The sequence below is a fragment of the Spongiibacter pelagi genome (genome assembly GCF_014705705.1).
GTDB lineage: Bacteria > Pseudomonadota > Gammaproteobacteria > Pseudomonadales > Spongiibacteraceae > Spongiibacter > Spongiibacter pelagi.
Genome location: NZ_JACXLD010000001.1, coordinates 697,624 through 714,867 on the forward strand (window position 1 = coordinate 697,624; position 17,244 = coordinate 714,867).

At 52.5% G+C, this 17,244-nt stretch carries 16 protein-coding genes; 12 read left to right on the forward strand and 4 right to left on the reverse strand.

What is annotated here, in order from left to right; genetic code table 11:
• Positions 1–4 precede the first annotated feature (4 nt).
• Entirely contained in the window at positions 5–1,228 is a 1,224-nt protein-coding gene (locus IB286_RS03250) for a YeaH/YhbH family protein (RefSeq protein WP_190762363.1), read from the forward strand.
• Positions 1,225–2,763 carry a SpoVR family protein gene (locus tag IB286_RS03255; protein WP_190762365.1) on the forward strand — a complete coding sequence of 513 codons (1,539 nt, stop codon included), beginning with the start codon at positions 1,225–1,227 and terminating at the stop codon, positions 2,761–2,763. The genes IB286_RS03250 and IB286_RS03255 overlap by 4 nt, the downstream gene beginning before the upstream one ends.
• A gap of 53 nt (positions 2,764–2,816) precedes the next feature.
• On the opposite strand, the gene IB286_RS03260 is transcribed toward IB286_RS03255, so the two are convergent.
• Positions 2,817–3,632, reverse strand: coding sequence for an enoyl-CoA hydratase-related protein (locus tag IB286_RS03260; protein ID WP_190762367.1), 816 nt, complete (start codon positions 3,630–3,632; stop codon positions 2,817–2,819).
• A 114-nt stretch (positions 3,633–3,746) separates the two neighbouring features.
• On the opposite strand from IB286_RS03260, the gene IB286_RS03265 reads away from it, so the two are divergent.
• Positions 3,747–4,535 (forward strand): polyphosphate kinase 2 family protein, encoded by a 789-nt coding sequence (locus tag IB286_RS03265; protein ID WP_190762369.1) that lies wholly within the window; start codon positions 3,747–3,749, stop codon positions 4,533–4,535.
• Here IB286_RS03265 and IB286_RS03270 read toward each other — a convergent pair.
• Positions 4,532–5,344, reverse strand: a complete 813-nt coding sequence (locus IB286_RS03270) for a queuosine precursor transporter (protein ID WP_190762371.1) — start codon at positions 5,342–5,344, stop codon at positions 4,532–4,534. The genes IB286_RS03265 and IB286_RS03270 overlap by 4 nt on opposite strands.
• Positions 5,345–5,391: 47 nt before the next feature.
• On the opposite strand from IB286_RS03270, the gene IB286_RS03275 reads away from it, so the two are divergent.
• Positions 5,392–6,177 (forward strand): SDR family oxidoreductase, encoded by a 786-nt coding sequence (locus IB286_RS03275; RefSeq protein WP_190762373.1) that lies wholly within the window; start codon positions 5,392–5,394, stop codon positions 6,175–6,177.
• A 20-nt stretch (positions 6,178–6,197) separates the two neighbouring features.
• Positions 6,198–7,772, forward strand: a complete 1,575-nt coding sequence (gene pgi / locus IB286_RS03280; protein WP_317889687.1) for a glucose-6-phosphate isomerase — start codon at positions 6,198–6,200, stop codon at positions 7,770–7,772.
• Between the two features lie 41 nt (positions 7,773–7,813).
• Here the strand turns inward: pgi and IB286_RS03285 are convergent, their stop codons facing one another.
• Positions 7,814–8,599: an amidohydrolase gene (locus IB286_RS03285; RefSeq protein ID WP_190762377.1), complete on the reverse strand. Its 786-nt coding sequence runs from the start codon at positions 8,597–8,599 to the stop codon at positions 7,814–7,816.
• Between the two features lie 46 nt (positions 8,600–8,645).
• Here IB286_RS03285 and IB286_RS03290 point away from each other — a divergent pair, with 46 nt between their 5' ends.
• The 7 genes from IB286_RS03290 (at position 8,646) to IB286_RS03320 (ending at position 16,477) form a co-directional block, all read left to right on the forward strand.
• The gene (locus tag IB286_RS03290) at positions 8,646–9,530 is read left to right on the forward strand and encodes an alpha/beta fold hydrolase (protein ID WP_190762379.1); all 885 of its coding nucleotides are present in this window, start codon (positions 8,646–8,648) and stop codon (positions 9,528–9,530) included.
• A gap of 87 nt (positions 9,531–9,617) precedes the next feature.
• Complete coding sequence (locus IB286_RS03295) at positions 9,618–10,019, forward strand: c-type cytochrome (RefSeq protein WP_223826054.1); 402 nt, start codon at positions 9,618–9,620, stop codon at positions 10,017–10,019.
• 25 nt (positions 10,020–10,044) lie between these two features.
• Positions 10,045–11,433 carry a D-arabinono-1,4-lactone oxidase gene (locus tag IB286_RS03300; protein WP_190762381.1) on the forward strand — a complete coding sequence of 463 codons (1,389 nt, stop codon included), beginning with the start codon at positions 10,045–10,047 and terminating at the stop codon, positions 11,431–11,433.
• Positions 11,426–12,742, forward strand: a complete 1,317-nt coding sequence (locus tag IB286_RS03305; RefSeq protein ID WP_223826055.1) for a DSD1 family PLP-dependent enzyme — start codon at positions 11,426–11,428, stop codon at positions 12,740–12,742. Before IB286_RS03300 ends, IB286_RS03305 begins: the two co-directional genes overlap by 8 nt.
• Before the next feature lie 61 nt (positions 12,743–12,803).
• Positions 12,804–13,997, forward strand: coding sequence for a 1-acyl-sn-glycerol-3-phosphate acyltransferase (locus tag IB286_RS03310; RefSeq protein WP_317889688.1), 1,194 nt, complete (start codon positions 12,804–12,806; stop codon positions 13,995–13,997).
• Positions 13,998–14,014: 17 nt separating this feature from the next.
• Positions 14,015–16,138 carry an ATP-dependent DNA helicase DinG gene (dinG, locus tag IB286_RS03315; RefSeq protein ID WP_190762383.1) on the forward strand — a complete coding sequence of 708 codons (2,124 nt, stop codon included), beginning with the start codon at positions 14,015–14,017 and terminating at the stop codon, positions 16,136–16,138.
• A gap of 18 nt (positions 16,139–16,156) precedes the next feature.
• A complete protein-coding gene (locus tag IB286_RS03320) occupies positions 16,157–16,477 on the forward strand; it encodes a YqcC family protein (RefSeq protein ID WP_223826056.1) in 321 nt (106 codons plus the stop codon).
• A gap of 39 nt (positions 16,478–16,516) precedes the next feature.
• Here the strand turns inward: IB286_RS03320 and fixJ are convergent, their stop codons facing one another.
• The gene (gene fixJ, locus IB286_RS03325; RefSeq protein ID WP_223826057.1) at positions 16,517–17,137 is read right to left on the reverse strand and encodes a response regulator FixJ; all 621 of its coding nucleotides are present in this window, start codon (positions 17,135–17,137) and stop codon (positions 16,517–16,519) included.
• Positions 17,138–17,244: the final 107 nt, after the last annotated feature.

Here is a 17,244-nt window from a genome sequence, read left to right on the forward strand (position 1 = left end):
GCCTATGTCAATGATCATTGACCGCCGTCTGAATGATCGCAATAAAAATGCGACCAATCGCCAGCGCTTTATCAGGCGGTATAAAAAGCAACTCAAGCGCGCGGTCTCCGATATGGTGGCCGAGCGCTCCATCACCGATATGTCCCGCGGTGGTGAAGTGGGTATTCCGGTTAAGGATATTTCTGAACCGCGCTTTCGCGTGGGGCAGGGCGGTGACCGAGAAATGGTTCACCCCGGCAACCGGGAATTCACCAAAGGCGATTTAATTCAGCGCCCCCAAGGTGGCGGTGGTGGCGGCAGTGGAGAAGGCGGTGGCGGCGAAGGTGGCGGCGGCCAAGATAGCTTTATGTTCACCCTGTCGAAAGACGAGTTTATGAGCTTGTTTTTTGATGACCTCGAACTGCCGCGTTTGGCTCGCACCGTGCTCGGCGATTCCAATCAATTCAAATACCGGCGCGCGGGTTACACGCCCAGTGGTGTGCCGGCCAATTTATCGATTCCCCGTTCACTGAAAAATGCCATGGCTCGGCGTATTGCTTTGCAAGCGCCACTGAAGCAACAGCTTCGTGAGCTTGAGCAAGGCGAGGGTAACGAAGATGATATCGAAGCCTTGCAAGAACGCATTGAGCGCGTTCCTTTTCTCGATGAATACGATCTGCGTTTCCGGCATCGGGTAAAAGAGCCTAAGCCAATTAGTCGGGCAGTGATGTTCTGCTTGATGGACGTGTCGGCATCAATGTCTGAGCAGAAAAAGGATTTGGCCAAACGCTTTTTCACCCTGCTCTATATGTTTCTCAGCCGTAAATATGAGCAAGTGGAGCTGGTGTTTATTCGCCATACTTCCAATGCCGAAGAGGTGGATGAAGAAGCCTTTTTCCACGACCCGCAAACCGGCGGCACTGTGGTTATGTCGGCCCTCAATATGATGGTGGATATTATTGAGGAGCGTTACAGCGGAAACGATTGGAATATCTATGGCGCTCAAGTGTCGGATGGCGATGCCTTCGGCAGCGATCCGCAACGCAGCTGTGCGCGTTTAAGCAAGGATATTCTGCCGCTGTGTCGTTACTTTGCCTATGTGGAAGTGCCCGACAGCCCCAATGCCATGACGCCGCTTGGCGGTGCTTACAGCCAGATCACCAATGCTAATTTCGCAATGAAAACCGTCATGCACCGCAGCGATGTGTATCCGGTATTGCGCGATTTATTCCAGAAGGAAGCTGCATGACGAAATCTTCGCCCAGCAGTGATAAAGCGCTGTCACATGGTGGTGACTGGAATTTTGAACTGCTTCAGGAATACGATCAGGAAATCGGTAAGATCGCCCGAGAGTTTGGGCTGGATACCTATCCCAATCAGATTGAAGTGATTTCCTCTGAGCAAATGCTCGATGCGTATGCTTCGGTGGGCCTGCCAATCAGCTATACCCACTGGAGCTACGGTAAAGAGTTTATTCGTAACGAAGAAGGCTATCGGCGCGGTATGCGTGGCCTAGCCTACGAGCTGGTAATCAACTCCGATCCCTGTATCGCGTATCTCATGGAAGATAACAGCATGCCCATGCAGGCGCTGGTTATTGCCCATGCTTGCTATGGACATAACTCTTTCTTTAAGGGGAATTATCTTTTCAAGCAATGGACTAGTGCGGATGCCATTGTTGACTATATGGTATTTGCGCGGAAATACATTTTTGAATGCGAACAAAAGTACGGCATCGATCGGGTGGAAGAAACCATTGATGCCTGCCATGCCTTGATGGATCACGGCGTGGATCGCTTTCATCGCCCCTCTCCATTGTCAGCTTTTGATGAGTTGCAGCGTCAGCATGAGCGCGCCGAACATGCGCGCAAACAATACGATGATATCTGGCGTACCTTGCCTAAAAAAGCAAAGCGCGAAGATGAGGCGGGCAAGGTTGATAAGGAGCGTTTTCCGCCAGAGCCACAGGAAAATCTGCTCTACTTTATCGAAAAATATTCGCCGACATTAGAAACGTGGCAGCGGGAAATTGTCCGCATAGTCAGAAAGTTAGCACAGTATTTTTATCCTCAAGGGATGACCAAGGTCATGAACGAGGGCTGGGCGACGTTCTGGCATTACACCCTGCTTAATACCATGTATGACCGTGGCTTGGTTGATGATGGCTTTATGTTTGAGGTGCTGCAATCACATACCAATGTGGTGATGCAGCCGGGTTTTGATTCTCGCTATTATTCCGGCATCAATCCCTATGCGCTGGGCTTTAGCATGATGCGCGATATTCGTCGTATCTGTGAAAATCCTGACGATGAAGATCGCCACTGGTTCCCAGATATTGCCGGCAGTGATTGGCGCGAGACGCTGGACTTTGCCATGCGCAACTACAAGGATGAATCCTTTATCGGCCAGTTTCTGTCGCCTAAACTGATCCGCGAGTTTCACCTGTTTGCGATTGCCGATATCCAAAAAGATGAACACCTGCGGGTGGCGGCGATACACGATGAAGAAGGCTACCGCGAAGTGCGGCGGCTCCTCTCGCGTCAGTACAACCGCGATATGTTGGTGCCCGATATTCAAGTCTATAAATACGACCATATGGGCGACCGCTCTCTTACATTGCGCTACAACCGTTTGCGCGAACGGCCCTTAACGGAAGATGCTGCCGAAGTTTTGAAACACCTCAGCCTGTTGTGGGGCTTTGAAGTCAAAATGGAAGTGTTTGACGATAAGGAAGGCGTGGTCGATGAAATGGTAGTGCAGTCTGCACGGCAGATGCGACATTAAACCGAGCCACTTCTAACCGCCGGCTTTTTTGTAAAGCCGGCGGCTTATCCGCATTAGTCGCCCTTAAATTCTGGCGTGGTTTTATTCAGAAATGCATCCAGCGCCCGCTGGTGATCTTGGGTGTGATGACACTGGCTCTGCACATCGGCGCAGACATCCAGAAAATCCTCTAACTCCTGACGCTGCGCCAGTTTCATTAAGCGTTTAGTGGCGCGCAAAGCCTGCGGTGGTTTGCTGGCGTAGAGTGCGGCGTAGGATTCGGCTTTCTCTAACAAGGTTTCGCTGCTAACAAGATCGAGCAGCAAGCCAATCTCTTTGGCTTCTTGAGCATCAATAATACGACCGCTGAAGCTCATTTCTGCTGCGCGCTGATAGCCGACTAAGCGCTGTAAAAACCACGCGCCACCATCGCCGGGGATTATGCCGAGATTGATAAAGGTCTCGCCAAAGCGGGTGTGTTCACAGCCGATGCGCAAATCACTCATGCTGCATAAATCAAAACCGGCGCCTACTGCCGCGCCATTGACGGCGGCAATAGTTACCACTTCCGAGCTGTGCATCAGCTTGGACATGCGCTGGATGCCACGGCGATAGTTCTGGGCGATTTCAGATGGGCTGCCGCCAAACATGCCGGTACGTTCCTGCATTTCTTTCACATTGCCGCCAGAGCTGAAGGCTTTGCCTGCGCCGGTAATAATCAGGCAGGAAATGCTGTTTTCGGCATTGGCCCATTCCAGCGTGGCACAGAGATCGTCCAGAATGCCGGTGCCGGTCAAGGCATTGCGAACGTCATCGCGCTCAAAACGCAAAATGGCATAGCCGGATTTCAGGGTCAGCGTGGCGTCAGTTAAGCTGGGAATGGCGGGCATGAATTTATCCTTATTGGCTTAAAGGTGTCTGCTTCGTGAAAAATGGATTCTATCAGTGACCGGTATAGGGTGCGATTTGTTATTCTCTGTTGAGGAATGACGAAGGATTGTGTGATGTCCAAAAATAAAACGGAAAGTCAGTTGGTGTCTGTGGCCAAGCTGGAGCATCCAAAGCTAGATGAGGCCAGCTATAAGGCCCAGTTGGCGAGTTTGCAGCTTGAGTTGATGCACTACCACTTTTGTCTGTTTCGGCAGCAAAAACGGGTGGTTGTGGTTTTTGAAGGCCCCGACGCGGCGGGCAAGGGCGGCGCGATTCGGCGCGCTGTGCGCCATCTCGATCCCCGTGGCTTGCGGGTACATTCTATTGGTCCGCCAAACAGTATTGAGCTTCAGCAACATTATCTACAGCGGTTTTGGTCGCGCTTGCCTAAAAACGGCCAGATGGCAGTATTCGATCGCTCTTGGTATGGGCGGGTTTTGGTCGAGCGGGTTGAGCTGGGTTTAAAAAACTGGAACCAGTATTACCGTGAGATCAGTGAGTTTGAGCGAATGTTGGTGGATGACGGTATCGTGGTCATCAAAATCCTGCTGTATATCGACAAAAAAGAGCAGCGCCAGCGTTTGCGAGCGCGCTTAGAAAATGTCGAAAAGGCGTGGAAGATTGGCCCCGCCGATTTGCAAAGCTATGGTTTTCACAAAGAGTACGAAGCGGCCTTCGATGAAATGCTCAACAAGACTTCCTTGACAGTGCCGTGGCAGGTGGTTGCTGCGAATGATAAACGCCATGCGCGAATCGCCGTGTTAAAGGCGATGATTAACTCATGGCGCGAAGCGCTGGGGGAGCCGCAGCTGGGTATTATGTCGCCGGAATTTGCGGAAAAAGCCTATCGGATTTTGAGCTAGCTCTCTGCGAGAGCGGCGGCTTTTAGTTCGCTGGCTTGCTCCTTACCAAGATAGGCTTCAATGGCCATGCGCGCCAGATAAAGGCAGGGCGTCAGCGCTATGGCCATCACAAATTTATAAATGTAATTGACCACGCCGATGGCCAATACCAGCGACAGCGACCAGTTGGCGCCAATATAAAAAGCGATAAACAACACCACAAAGCTATCGATAAACTGACTGATTAAAGTTGAGCCGGTGGCGCGCAGCCAGATAAACCGATCGCCGGTCATTCGCTTAATACGGTGGAAGACTTTAACGTCGATAATTTGGCCGATAAGAAAGGCGATCAGCGAGCCGATAATAATCCATAGTCCCTGACCAAATACCAAGCGGTACGCGTAGTCGTAGTCGCTGACTTTGCTCAGAATCGCCTGTTTGCCGGTTTCATCCAGCTCCGTTGGAATATGGGATTGCGGCCAAAAGTCGGCGGGCGTGAGATGAATGCCAAAGTAAAACATGACAAAGGCGTAGGCGATCAGTCCAGCGGCCAGCCATGAAAGTAGCCGTACCCCGCGCATTCCGTAGTATTCGTTGATAATATCGGTCATAACAAATACCACTGGCCACAACAGCACCCCGGCGGTGAGGTTGAAAGACAGATTATCGACGCCGAAAAACGAGAAATTCGCCGGTGTCAGGCCCAGAGTTTTTTCCAATGAAAAAATCTTAACGCCAATAAATTCAGCGATAAGCGCATTGGCAATAAAAAAGCCACCGAGCAAAATAAAGAGTTTAATTGGGCGGTTATTTACAATCGTCTGTATCATCGTTTTTCTTACACAATCATTCGTTACCATCCGACAAGACTAAGAACATGACAGGAAGCCAAGCGGAACTCAAGCCAGTCCGGGTACTGATTACCGGTGCCTCTCAGGGAATTGGCGCAGCAATTGCTAAAGTATTTTCTAAAGAGTTTTCTAAAGAGTTTTCTAGGGAGCTTTCTAAAGAGTTTTCTACTGCCCGGCCCGAGGTGGAGCTGGTGCTGGTGGCCCGGCAGCGAGAGAAGCTGTTACAGGTGGCTCAGGATTGCGCCCGACCAGAACAGGTGCATTGTTATGCCTGCGATGTGAGTGATGCTGAGCAGGTGGCGGCCTTAGGCAAGCGGGTGCAGGCTGAGCTTGGCACGGTGGATGTACTGATTAATAATGCCGGCGCTTGGTTGGGGATGCCGGTAGTGGATATGCCGGTCGCCGAGTTTGACCGGATTGTGGCGGCGAATTTGCGCAGCGTTTATCTGATGTGCCACCAGTTTTTGCCGGGCATGATTGCCCAATCGCGGGGCGATATTTTTAATATGGCCTCAACCGCCGCCTATGAGGGTTATGCCGGTGTTTCCGCCTACTGCGCGGCAAAACATGCGGTGCTTGGCTTTAGTAAGGCGCTGCGAGAAGAAGTGCGCGAACACAATATCCGTGTGAGTTGTGTATCGCCGGGCCCAACCTGGTCACCTTCTTGGGATGGCTCAGGAGTAGATAAAGCGCAATTGATGCCGGCAGAAGATGTGGCGCGGGCATTTTTAAATATTTATCAGATGTCGGCCAATGTAGTGACCGAAGACATCGTGCTGCGTCCCGTGGTGGGTCATATCAGCAGCAATTAATGGAATAAATGGAAGGGAATGTGAGTCAGTCAGGTTTTAATCCCAGCGCAACGGAAAGCTGGAAGACGCTGAAAAATGCGGCGGCAAAGATGTCCGCTTTTGGTATTGCAGACGCCATGACCGATGAGCGGGTCAGCCGCTATCAGGCGCAGTGTGCTGGTATTTACTTGGACTTTTCCAAAAACCGTATCGACGATGCGGCTCTAGCAGGCCTGTTTGGCTTGTTGAATGACTCCCCGTTTGCTTCATTGCGAGCCGCCATGTTTGATGGCGAGGCGATCAATAACACCGAACAACGTGCGGTATTGCATACCGCATTGCGGGCAAGCAACGCTGAGCTTGGGGCACGGGGTTTGGCCGCTGAGGCGCAACAGATCGCCGAACAAAAACAGCACATAAAAACCCTCAGTGAAAAAATTCGTGCCGGTCAGTGGCTTGGTGCAACGGGTAAACCGATCACCGATATTGTGAATATGGGAATTGGCGGTTCTGATCTCGGCCCTAAATTGGCCAGCGAAGCGCTGAAGGAATTTGCCCAGCCGGGATTGCGCTGCCATTTTGTGGCCAATGTGGATGGCGAGTTGATTCGCTCTACACTGACCGACTTGAACCCGGAAACCACCGTGGTGATTGTGGCCAGCAAAACCTTTACCACTCAGGAAACTTTGCTTAATGCCAATACCGCTGCCGCGTGGTTTACGGAGCGACTCGGTCTTGCGCAGCCGTTTAGCTCTCCGCATTTTATTGGTGTGACTGCTGCTCCAGATACGGCAATTGAATTAGGCTTTCTTCCTGAGCAACTTTTGCAGTTCTGGGATTGGGTCGGCGGCCGCTATTCCATGTGGTCGAGCATCGGCTTGAGTATTGCCATTAGTATTGGTTTTGAGCGGTTTGAGGCTATGCTCGACGGCGCGCGGGAAATGGATCAGCATTTTCTGACTGCGCCACTTGAGCAAAATATGCCGGTAATTTTGGCCCTGCTCGGTATTTGGTATCGCAATTTTCTCGGCGCGCCGAGCCTTGCGGTGATTCCATACTGCGAGCGCTTGGAGCAATTTCCTTTCTATCTGCAACAGTTGGATATGGAAAGTAATGGCAAGGGTGTTAACCGGGAAGGCGCTAAGCTGGATTACCAAACCGGGCCAGTGGTATGGGGATTAACCGGCACTAATGGTCAGCACAGTTTTTTCCAGTTATTGCACCAAGGTGATCATGTGGTGCCGGTAGATTTTATTGGCTTGATTCGCGATTCGCTGAGTTTGCCCGAGCATCACAAGGTATTGCAGGCCAATATGTTGGCTCAATCGGCGGCCTTAATGAGCGGTAAAAAGGCCAGCTCCGCAGAGCCGTATCGCAACTACCCCGGAAATCGCCCTTCAAATACATTGCTGCTGGACGAGCTCACGCCTAAGAGCTTTGGCGCTTTGGTGGCGCTGTATGAGCACAAGGTGTTTGTGCAGGGCGCGGTGTGGAATATTAATTCCTTTGACCAATGGGGCGTTGAATTGGGTAAGGGCATTGCTAAGGACTTACTTAGTGGAGACGCTAACTTGGATGCGTCTAGCCGAAGTTTGATTGGCAAAATGGGCTGGTAGCGCTCTGCTAGAAAATTCAGCCTAGTGTGCCGGCTGGTGGGCTAATGAATCTCGAAATGGTCGGCATCCAGCCCAACCGGAAATTGCTCCCGAAATTTTTCTAGGGCGCGAGGCGAGAGCGCCGCGCGAAGGGTTTTGCGCGGCTCTGTTTCGGCAAGGGCCAAGGGTTCACCTAAAAAATCGTGGATGGCGCTGTCGCCGGTAAAGGTATTGCCGCGGCTGTCTTCGCCACTGCGATTTACACCGATAACGTAGGCTTGATTCTCGATCGCGCGGGCGGGAAGTAATTGCTGCCAAGCGCGGCGGCGCAGATCAGGCCAGCAGGCAACATACAAAATAACATCGTAATCGCCGCATGGGTCGGTTTGAAAGTTGCGCGAAAACACCGGGAAGCGCAGGTCGTAACACACCTGCAGCAAAAAACGCAGACCACGCCAAGTGATGATTTTGCGCTTATCTCCAGCGGCGTAACGCTTGTGTTCGCCGGCCATACGAAATAAATGACGCTTGTCGTAATATTCAATACCGTCTGGGGTAACCCAGTACATGCGGTTAAAACAATCTTCGCCAATTTGAATAGCCAGCGAGCCGGTAATCGCGGCGTTATGCTGCTTTGCCATCGCTTGCATCCACTGCAAGCTGGGGCCGGATTCTGGCTCAGCGATGGATTTTCCGGAAAGTGCAAAGCCGGTGGCAAACATCTCGGGCAATACGAAGACATCAGCGCTTCCCGCTTCGGCTATTTGCTGGGCGAATTGAGCGCGATTTTGCTCGGGGCTGTCGCCGTCCAGCGGTGATTGCAGCGCACAAACGATGATGTCAGTCATGGAGAATTCTGCCTTTGTTCGAACGTAATACAGTAACATGTGCGCTATGAAGATAAGCAAACACATCGAAGATTTTGGTCGTGGCCTCGCCTGCTGGTATGAGCTTGGTGACAGCGATCAGGAATGTTTTTTTCTCGCGGCCAATGGTTTCCCTGTGGCGAGTTATCAGTTCATGCTCGCTGAATTTGGTGAGCAATACCGTATTACCGCCTTGGAAAATCGGGGTGCTTGGCCCGGCCAAGCCCTACCCAAAGGACGTGGCGGTTGGCGCCGCCACGCCGAGGACTTGCTGCGGTTTTTGGAGTATCGGCGGGACACCGGCAAGACCACTTTGCCAGTCACCACCATCGGTCATTCTATTGGTGCTGCGGTCAGTTTGCTGGCGGCATCCATGAAGCCAGAGTGGTTTAAGGGCGTTATTCTAATTGATCCCGCTACCTTGCCCGGCCGGCACTTGCATAAGCTGAATCGCATTACCCCACTGCTTATGGGGCGCTCGGGCTTGGTGAAAAGCACGGCGTCGCGGCAGCCGCAATGGGAAAGCAGTGAGGCTTTTGCCCGCTATCACGAAAACAAAAAAGTGTTCCGGCGCTTTAAGCCAGAGGCGATGCGCGATTATGCGGCGGCTGCGGTATTGGCTGATGAGGGCGGAAGGCTGCGCTATCAGCGTGAATGGGAAGCGTGGAATTTTCGGCACACGCCATCGCTGTGGCAGTTGTTGGAAAAGGTAAGCTGCCCGGTTCATCTCTTGCGCGCAGAATATTCCAATTTATTGCCTGCGCGAGTGTTTAATCACTATAAGAAAGACTTTGCCGCGAACGTAGTTCACCGAGATATTTTGGGTGTGGGCCATATGGCACCGCAGGAAGATCCGGCACAGGTGGCCAGCTTGGTACATCGGTCGCTCACTCAAATTTTGTCGGTGGCATAACTACCCGCTCAATACCCTTAATGGCGTTGGGCTTGCATTTCGGTGGCAAACCCGGTTGTATTCACCGAACACACTAAGGAGAGTTCTATGAATAACTGGATAAAAATGATGGCTCTCAGCGTGATCGCTTTCACAGTGGTCGGCTGTTCCAAGCCAGCGGATGAAGGGATGTCATCTGCGGTTGTTAACACGGCACAAGCCAACAACCTGCCCAGTACCAAGCAATTTCCCGCCGATCCTGATCTTAAAGCCCTGTACACCCAAAGCTGCTATAGCTGTCACGCTATGGGGACAGGTGGCGCACCGCGCACGGGTAGCGCTAAAGATTGGCAGCCGCGTTTTGAGCAGGGCATTAATACCTTGCTTGATCACACCATACAGGGTTTTAAAGGCATGCCGCCGCTCGGTATGTGCATGGATTGCGGCGAAGAAGAGTTTCTCGCGCTGATCGAATTTATGGGTGGATCTGCGGCCACTGCCGGAGAGTAGTGACTATTGCTGGAGAGTAGTGACTATGAAACGACGCAATTTTACTCGGGCGGCCCTGCTGGGTGCAGTGGCTGCCGGTCAGTTTGCTATCCGTCCAAGCGATGTGCTGGCGCTGACTGAACCGCAAAGCACCAGTCCCCGTCGAGCCATTCCCTGGCAAAATTGGTCGGGTTATCAAAAAGCGACCCCGGCCCAGCGTGTTACGCCCAAATCAGAGCAAGAGCTAGCCGACTATCTTAAACAGGCTACGTTACCTGTGCGGCCAGTGGGGGCCGGGCATTCTTTTACGGCCTTGGTGCCTACGGATGGCTGTGTATTATCAACGCGCCATTTTAATCAGATACAGGCAACGGCAGATTTAAAGGCGAGGGTGGGAGCCGGTGTTCGCTTGGGTAGTCTGGCTCAGCAGCTTCATGAGTTAGGGCAGGCCTTGCCGAATATGCCGGATATCAATCAGCAGACGGTGGCCGGTGCATTTTCAACTGGCACCCACGGCACCGGCGTGAATTACAGCGCCATGCACCACTATGTTGATGGCCTGCGCCTGGTTACTCCGCGCGGTGAAATACTCGATTGCAGCCGCGCTAAAAATCCTGAGTTGTTTGACGCTGCACGGGTTTCACTGGGAAGTCTCGGTGTTATCACGGAATATCAGTTGGCGAATGTGGCGCCGTACAAGCTCAAGCGGGTAACGCAAATGTTGCCCTTGGATGAGGTGTTGGAAAACTTCCATCAGCTTGCTGCCCAGCATCGCAATTTTGAAATGTACTACATCCCGCACTGCGATTCGGCACTGCTTATTACCACTGATTACACCGACGAAGCCATAAAGCCGCGCGGCGAAGATACCGACAATGATTCTGTGCGCGATTTGCAAAAACTGCGCGATTACACCGCGTGGTGGCCGGGACTGCGGCGTAAATTAATCAGCACCGTGGCTGCCGCCACGGAGAAAGAAGAGCACGTTGATTGGTGGTGGAGTATTTACCCCTCTGAGCGCGCCGTGCGCTTTAATGAAATGGAATACCACCTGCCGCAACAGGATATTGTTCCGGCCTTGCGTCAAGTTCGCGAGATTGTCGAACAGCGTCATCCCGATGTGTTTTTCCCAATAGAAGTGCGAGTGGTGCAGGAAGACGATGCCTGGTTGAGTCCTTTTTATAAACGCCCCACTGCCTCGCTTGCGGTGCACCGTTATTACGCCGAATCCTTCGAGGCTTACTTTGCCGAGATCGAGCCTGTTTATCAGGCCATGGCGGGGCGACCACACTGGGGTAAATTGCATACCCTCAATGCCGATGTCCTCTCTCAGCGCTATCCCAAGTGGAAGGAATTTAGCGAGCTGCGAGCGGAGCTCGATCCGAATGGTGTGATGTTAAATCCTCATTTGCGGGAGGTGTTTGGCCTTGCCTGAGCAAATTAATCGCGGCCGCCGCAAGCTGTTGTGGGCGGGCGGTGCACTTGGAGCGGGTTTACTCGCGGCTGGCGCACTTAGGCCAAGAGATATGGGAGGTGCCCACGGCGCCTATTTTCAACAGTTGCAGTTTGCGTTGGCCGAGGCGGGTTTATATCGCCCAACCCTTGTACTGGACAGGCAGCGACTCGATGAAAATACCGTGCGTCTGATTCAGCATCTCAACGGCAATTTTGACTACCGGATTGTGGGTAAATCTCTGCCCAGTTTGCCACTGATTGAACGGGTGCGAGCGGCTACTGCTAGTAATCGGGTGATGGTGTTTCACCAGCCGTTTTTGAATTTATTAGCCGCGAAAATGCCCGATGCCGACTTGTTAATGGGCAAGCCGATGCCGGTGCAAATGGCGCAACGCTTTTATCAATATCAAGTGGGGCAATCCGATTTCAGTCCTGAGCATCAATTGCAGTGGCTTATTGATTCTCCGCAGCGCCTAAAAGAATATCGGCAATTGGCCGAGGCGCGTCAGCAGCCAATGCAGCTTAATTTTGAGTTGGATGTGGGCCTGCATCGGGGCGGTTTTAAGAAAGCCTCGGAATTGGCGCGCTGTATTGCCGACGTTCAAGGACACCCGCTGCTGCAATTTTCAGGTTTTATGGGCTATGAAGCTCATGTCTCGAAAATGCCGGGCGTTGTCGGTGGCCCGGAAAAAGCCATGGCGCAGGCCATGGGCTTTTATCGCGAATGTGTTGCCGCCGCAAAAACGGTATTGAAGGATCAGTGGAATCCGGCGACGCTCACTTTGAATGCGGGTGGTAGCTCAACGTATCAGATGTATCAGCCACAAATGCAGGGCAGCGCCGCGCCCTGTAACGAGATTGCCACGGGTTCAGCGCTGGTGATGCCAACCGACTTTGATGTGCCCAGTTTGGCGGATCACCTGCCTGCTGCTTTTATCGCTACGCCGGTTTTAAAAGCTTTGGATAGCACCGAAGTGCCGGGGCTAGAGGGGGCGAGTGGTGCGATTGCGGCTTGGGATGTGAATACGGAGCGCACCTTTTTTACCTATGGTGGGTATTGGAAAGCGCGACCAGAGTCCCCTGCCGGTTTGCAGAATAATGGCTTGTATGGCCGCTCGACCAATCAGGAAATGCTAAATGGTTCGCGCAATGTGAAATTGGCGCAGGGCGATTTTGTGTTTCTGCGGCCATCCCAAAGTGAGTTTGTATTTCTGCAATTTGGCGATATTGCGGTGTTTGACGGCCGGCAGATCAGTGAAACATGGCCGGTGTTTCAGCAGGGCGCCTAGGGCGGCGAAAATTGCCGCCGATCTTATCCGGCTGTATCTCTCCCTGATCTGGCATTAGAATGTGCGCCTTAATTTAAAAGCGCGCTTCAGGCCAGTAAACCCCATGGATAAATTTGCCGATATTCGACCCTATGCCGACGACGAGGTAGCTGATGTGATCCAGCGCCTGCTCGATGAGCCGGAAATGCTCGGTGCGGTGGCGGCGCTGCGGATTCCGCGAATCTATAAATGGCTACCGAAACTGATTCGTCCGGCGCTGCGCTTTATGCTGCGTCGAGAATTTAAAGATGTGAGTAGCGTGCGCGGTTTCCAAGTGTTTGTTAAACACTATATGGACCAAATGATTGAGAGCAGTACCCGTGAATTTACCGTGTCGGGTTGCGATCAATTGAAGCCTCGGCAAGCCTACCTGTTTATCAGCAACCATCGGGATATCGCCCTTGATCCAGCCTTTGTGAATTACGCCCTGTATCACAATGGCGGCGACACGGTGCGCATCGCCATCGGCGATAATCTGCTCACCAAGCCGTGGGCTTCAGATTTAATGCGGCTAAATAAGAGCTTTATTGTACGGCGCAGTGCCAAAGCGCCGCGCCAAATGCTGGCGGCGTTTCGCCAGCTCTCGGAATACATTCGCTATTCATTGTTGGAAGATAATGAATCGGTCTGGATTGCCCAGCGCGAAGGTCGAGCCAAGAACGGCAATGATCGCACTGAGGCGGCAATGATCAAAATGATCGGCATGGCGCAGGACAAAGCGACTGAAAGCTTTGCCGACTACATTAATAAGCTGAATATTATTCCGGTATCCATTTCCTACGAATGGGACCCACTGGATGAGGCCAAGGCCCAAGAGTTGACCGCTATTGAGCGCGATGGCGCCTATCAAAAAGCCGAGCATGAAGACCTGAAAAGTATCGCCTCGGGGATTACCGGTAATAAGGGCCACGTGCATGTGCATTTTGCTGCGCCGCTGCAAGGCGACTTTGCCGATGCCAATGCGGTGGCGGCGGCATTGGATAATGCGATTATCAGCAATTACCGCCTGCACCCTAGCAACCTATTAGCCTATGCGGCACTCAATCAGGATGAGGGCTGGAAAAACCTAGCGGAGGCGAAGGTGATTAGCGAGGCGGATCAGCAGCAATTTAATCAACACTTTGAGGCGATGCCGGCGTCCTATCGCCAAAAAGCCATGGAAATTTACGCGCGCCCGGTTGCCAATAAACTGGCTCAGCTGGCGCAAGCGGCGTAGGTCGGGGTTGCTGTTGCGTGCTAAGTGACACGGTAAAGGATGAAATTCAGCAGGCTTACCGCCAATTTCTCGGGGCAAAAAAACTAAACCCCCGTTACGGTCAGCGCCTGATGATTGCCCATATTGCGCGCTGCCTTGGCGGCGTTAAGCGCAATCAGGACGGCCATCGCGTGGGTGGCGATCATCTCTGCGTGGTTGAGGCGGGCACCGGCACCGGTAAAACCTTGGCCTATGCCTTGGCCGCGATTCCCATTGCGCGCGAGCGCAATAAAACCCTCGTGATTTCCACCGCCACGGTGGCCTTGCAAGAACAAATTCTCTATCGCGATCTGCCCGATGTTTTGGCGCACAGCGGTCTGCATTTCTCGCTGGCGCTGTCCAAGGGCCGGCGGCGCTATCTCTGTTTGAATAAACTCGACCAGCTAATGTCTGGTGGCAGTGGTGCGTTTCCCTTGTTTACTGATGAGCAGGCAGGCAATCCCGATGATCACAGCCTGAATTTGTACCGCCAGTTTGTTGAGTCGTTGGGTACTGGCGAATGGGATGGCGATCGGGATAGCTGGGAAACGGTGATTCCCGAGAACCAATGGCTGCCGGTTACCACCGATCATGCGCAGTGCACCGGGCGGCGTTGCAGCCATGTGCGTCAATGCAGTTTTTTTCGCGCCCGCGAATCGCTGACGCAGGCTGAAGTGGTTGTGGCCAACCACGATCTGGTCTTGGCTGATTTAGCGCTGGGCGGAGGCGCTATTCTGCCGCCGCCGGAAGATTGCATTTATATTTTTGACGAAGCCCATCATCTGCCAGACAAGGTCATTAATCATTTCAGCGCGAATTTACGCTTGGGTGCTAGCGAGCGCTGGCTAGAACAAAGTGAGCGCGGTTTGGCTACGATGATTGGCATTCCCGATCTCGATTTGGATTTAAAGCTCAAGCTGGAAAGTCTGCACACCTGCATGGGTGTGCTGCGCAAAAACCTGCCCTTATTGCGGCCAGTGCTCGAGCGGTATTTGGAAGACTGCGAAGAAAAGCAGGGCCGAAAAACCTATCGTTTTTCCGAAGGGCAGGTGCCCGATGAACTTTCCCGTTTGGCGGCGGATTTGCGTATCGCCACGGCGGCAATGGTGGAGCAGGCTGAAAATGTGGTCGAGCTGTTTCAAGAGCGTATGGATAAAGAGCGCGTCAGCCTAAGCCGGGAAGATTTGGAGAACGGCCTGGCCAGTGCCTCGGCGGTAAGATTTCGGGGTGAGGCTATGTTGTCGCTTTGGCAGTCTTACTCTATTGCCGATCAGGCCGGTCGGCCACCGCTGGCGCGTTGGCTGATCTTGGCGGAATCGGGGCAGGGCTTATTTGATATTGAGCTTAATAGCAGCCCGATTCTCGCCTCAAATACCTTAAAGTCGGTGTTGTGGTCGCGCTGTCATGCGGCGGTAATGACCTCGGCGACACTGACCGCACTCGGTAAGTTTGACCGCTTTAGTATGCGCGCCGGACTTTACGAAGATGCCTCCTTTGAGGTGGTGCCCAGCCCCTTTAAACACGCCGAAGCTGGGGAATTGTATATTCCGGCCATGAGTTGCGATGCCGGCAATGCCGAAGCGCATACCGACGCGATTATTGAATTATTGCCGACATTATTAGATCGGAGCGCAGGTAGCTTGGTGCTGTTCTCCTCGCGCCGCCAGCTCAATAATGTGCTGGAAAACCTGCCTGCTGATTGGGCGTCGCTGATTCTGGCTCAAGACCTGCTGCCCAAGGCTGAAATTTTAAAAACCCATTGTGAGCGCATTGATAGCGGTGTGGGCAGTGTGATTTTTGGATTGGCGAGCTTTGCTGAAGGTGTGGATTTACCGGGTAAGTACTGCTCCCATGTGGTGATTGCCAAAATTCCTTTTGCGGTGCCGGAAGATCCGGTGGAAGAAGCGCTAGCCGAGTGGATAAGTCAAAATAACGGCAATCCCTTTATGGAAATTACCGTGCCCGATGCCGCCATTAAATTAGTGCAGGCCAGTGGCCGCTTGCTGCGCAATGAAGCGGATACGGGGCGTATCACTATTTTGGATCGGCGCATTGTCACTCGGCATTATGGCCGCAAAATGTTGGCCTCATTGCCGCCGTATAAACAAAGTATTGAAAACTAGAAGCGCAAAGAAGTGGATTTGAATATCAAATTAGCGGCCGCGCTAATCGACCTAAAGGCGGAAATGCGCCGCATTGGTCATTGGGATAGTGAGTCACCAAGCCCTGAAGCGCTGCGCAGCGAGCAGCCTTTTGCGGTAGATGCGTTGGAGTTTTATCAGTGGCTTCAGTTTATTTTTATTCCGCGGCTGCGTTTTCTGCTTGAGGGCAAGCACGCGTTGCCCGATCGTTGCGGCATTACGCCTATGGCGGAAGAATACTACCGCGCCAAACAGCTACCCGTAAGCGGATTGCTAAGCGCATTAAGTGAGATTGATCGGCTGTTGAATGGCCCGGCCTAAACCGGGCGAGAGCTGGGTTTGATACTTTGAATTGAAGGCTTAGCTGCCGGCGTTTTCATTCACGGCCATCACCATGCGAACCAAATGTGCCAGTGAGCGCACACCCATTTTTTCCATCACCCGAGCGCGGTGAATTTCTACAGTGCGCTGACTGATGTCCAGATCGTAGGCGATAACCTTGTTGGCTTTGCCTTCAATCATCAGATCCATAACCTGCTTTTCACGGGGTGTTAGCTCGGAAAGGCGTTCGGCAATTTTGTGTTTTTCATCCAGCGCGGCACGGTTTTCGGTGTCGGCAGTGATCGCTTGCTGAATTTTGCTAAGCAGCTCTTCTTCACGGTAGGGCTTTTGTACAAAGTCCACGGCACCGCGCTGCATTGCTTCAACCGCCATGGGAACATCGCCGTGGCCGGTTACAAAAATAATAGGAAGGATAGAGTTGCGGTTATTGAGCTGGCGTTGCAGCTCCATGCCGTTCATGCCGGGCATACGAATGTCCAACACCATACAGCCTGCCATATCAGTGCTGAAATCTTCCAAGAAGGCATCCGCTCGAGAATAGCTGGCGACTTTGTGACCTACAGACTCCAGCACCATTTGCAGTGAGTCGCGAACAGCATCGTCATCTTCAACCAGGTAAACTGTGGATTCAGTTGTCATTATTTATAGTTCCTGCAGTGTGGCCTATGCTGCTCTTAGGCTAACACGAAAAGCTAAGTGCTTGTATAGCGGCGTTTAATACTGGCTTAGGGCGGCATTTGCCGATA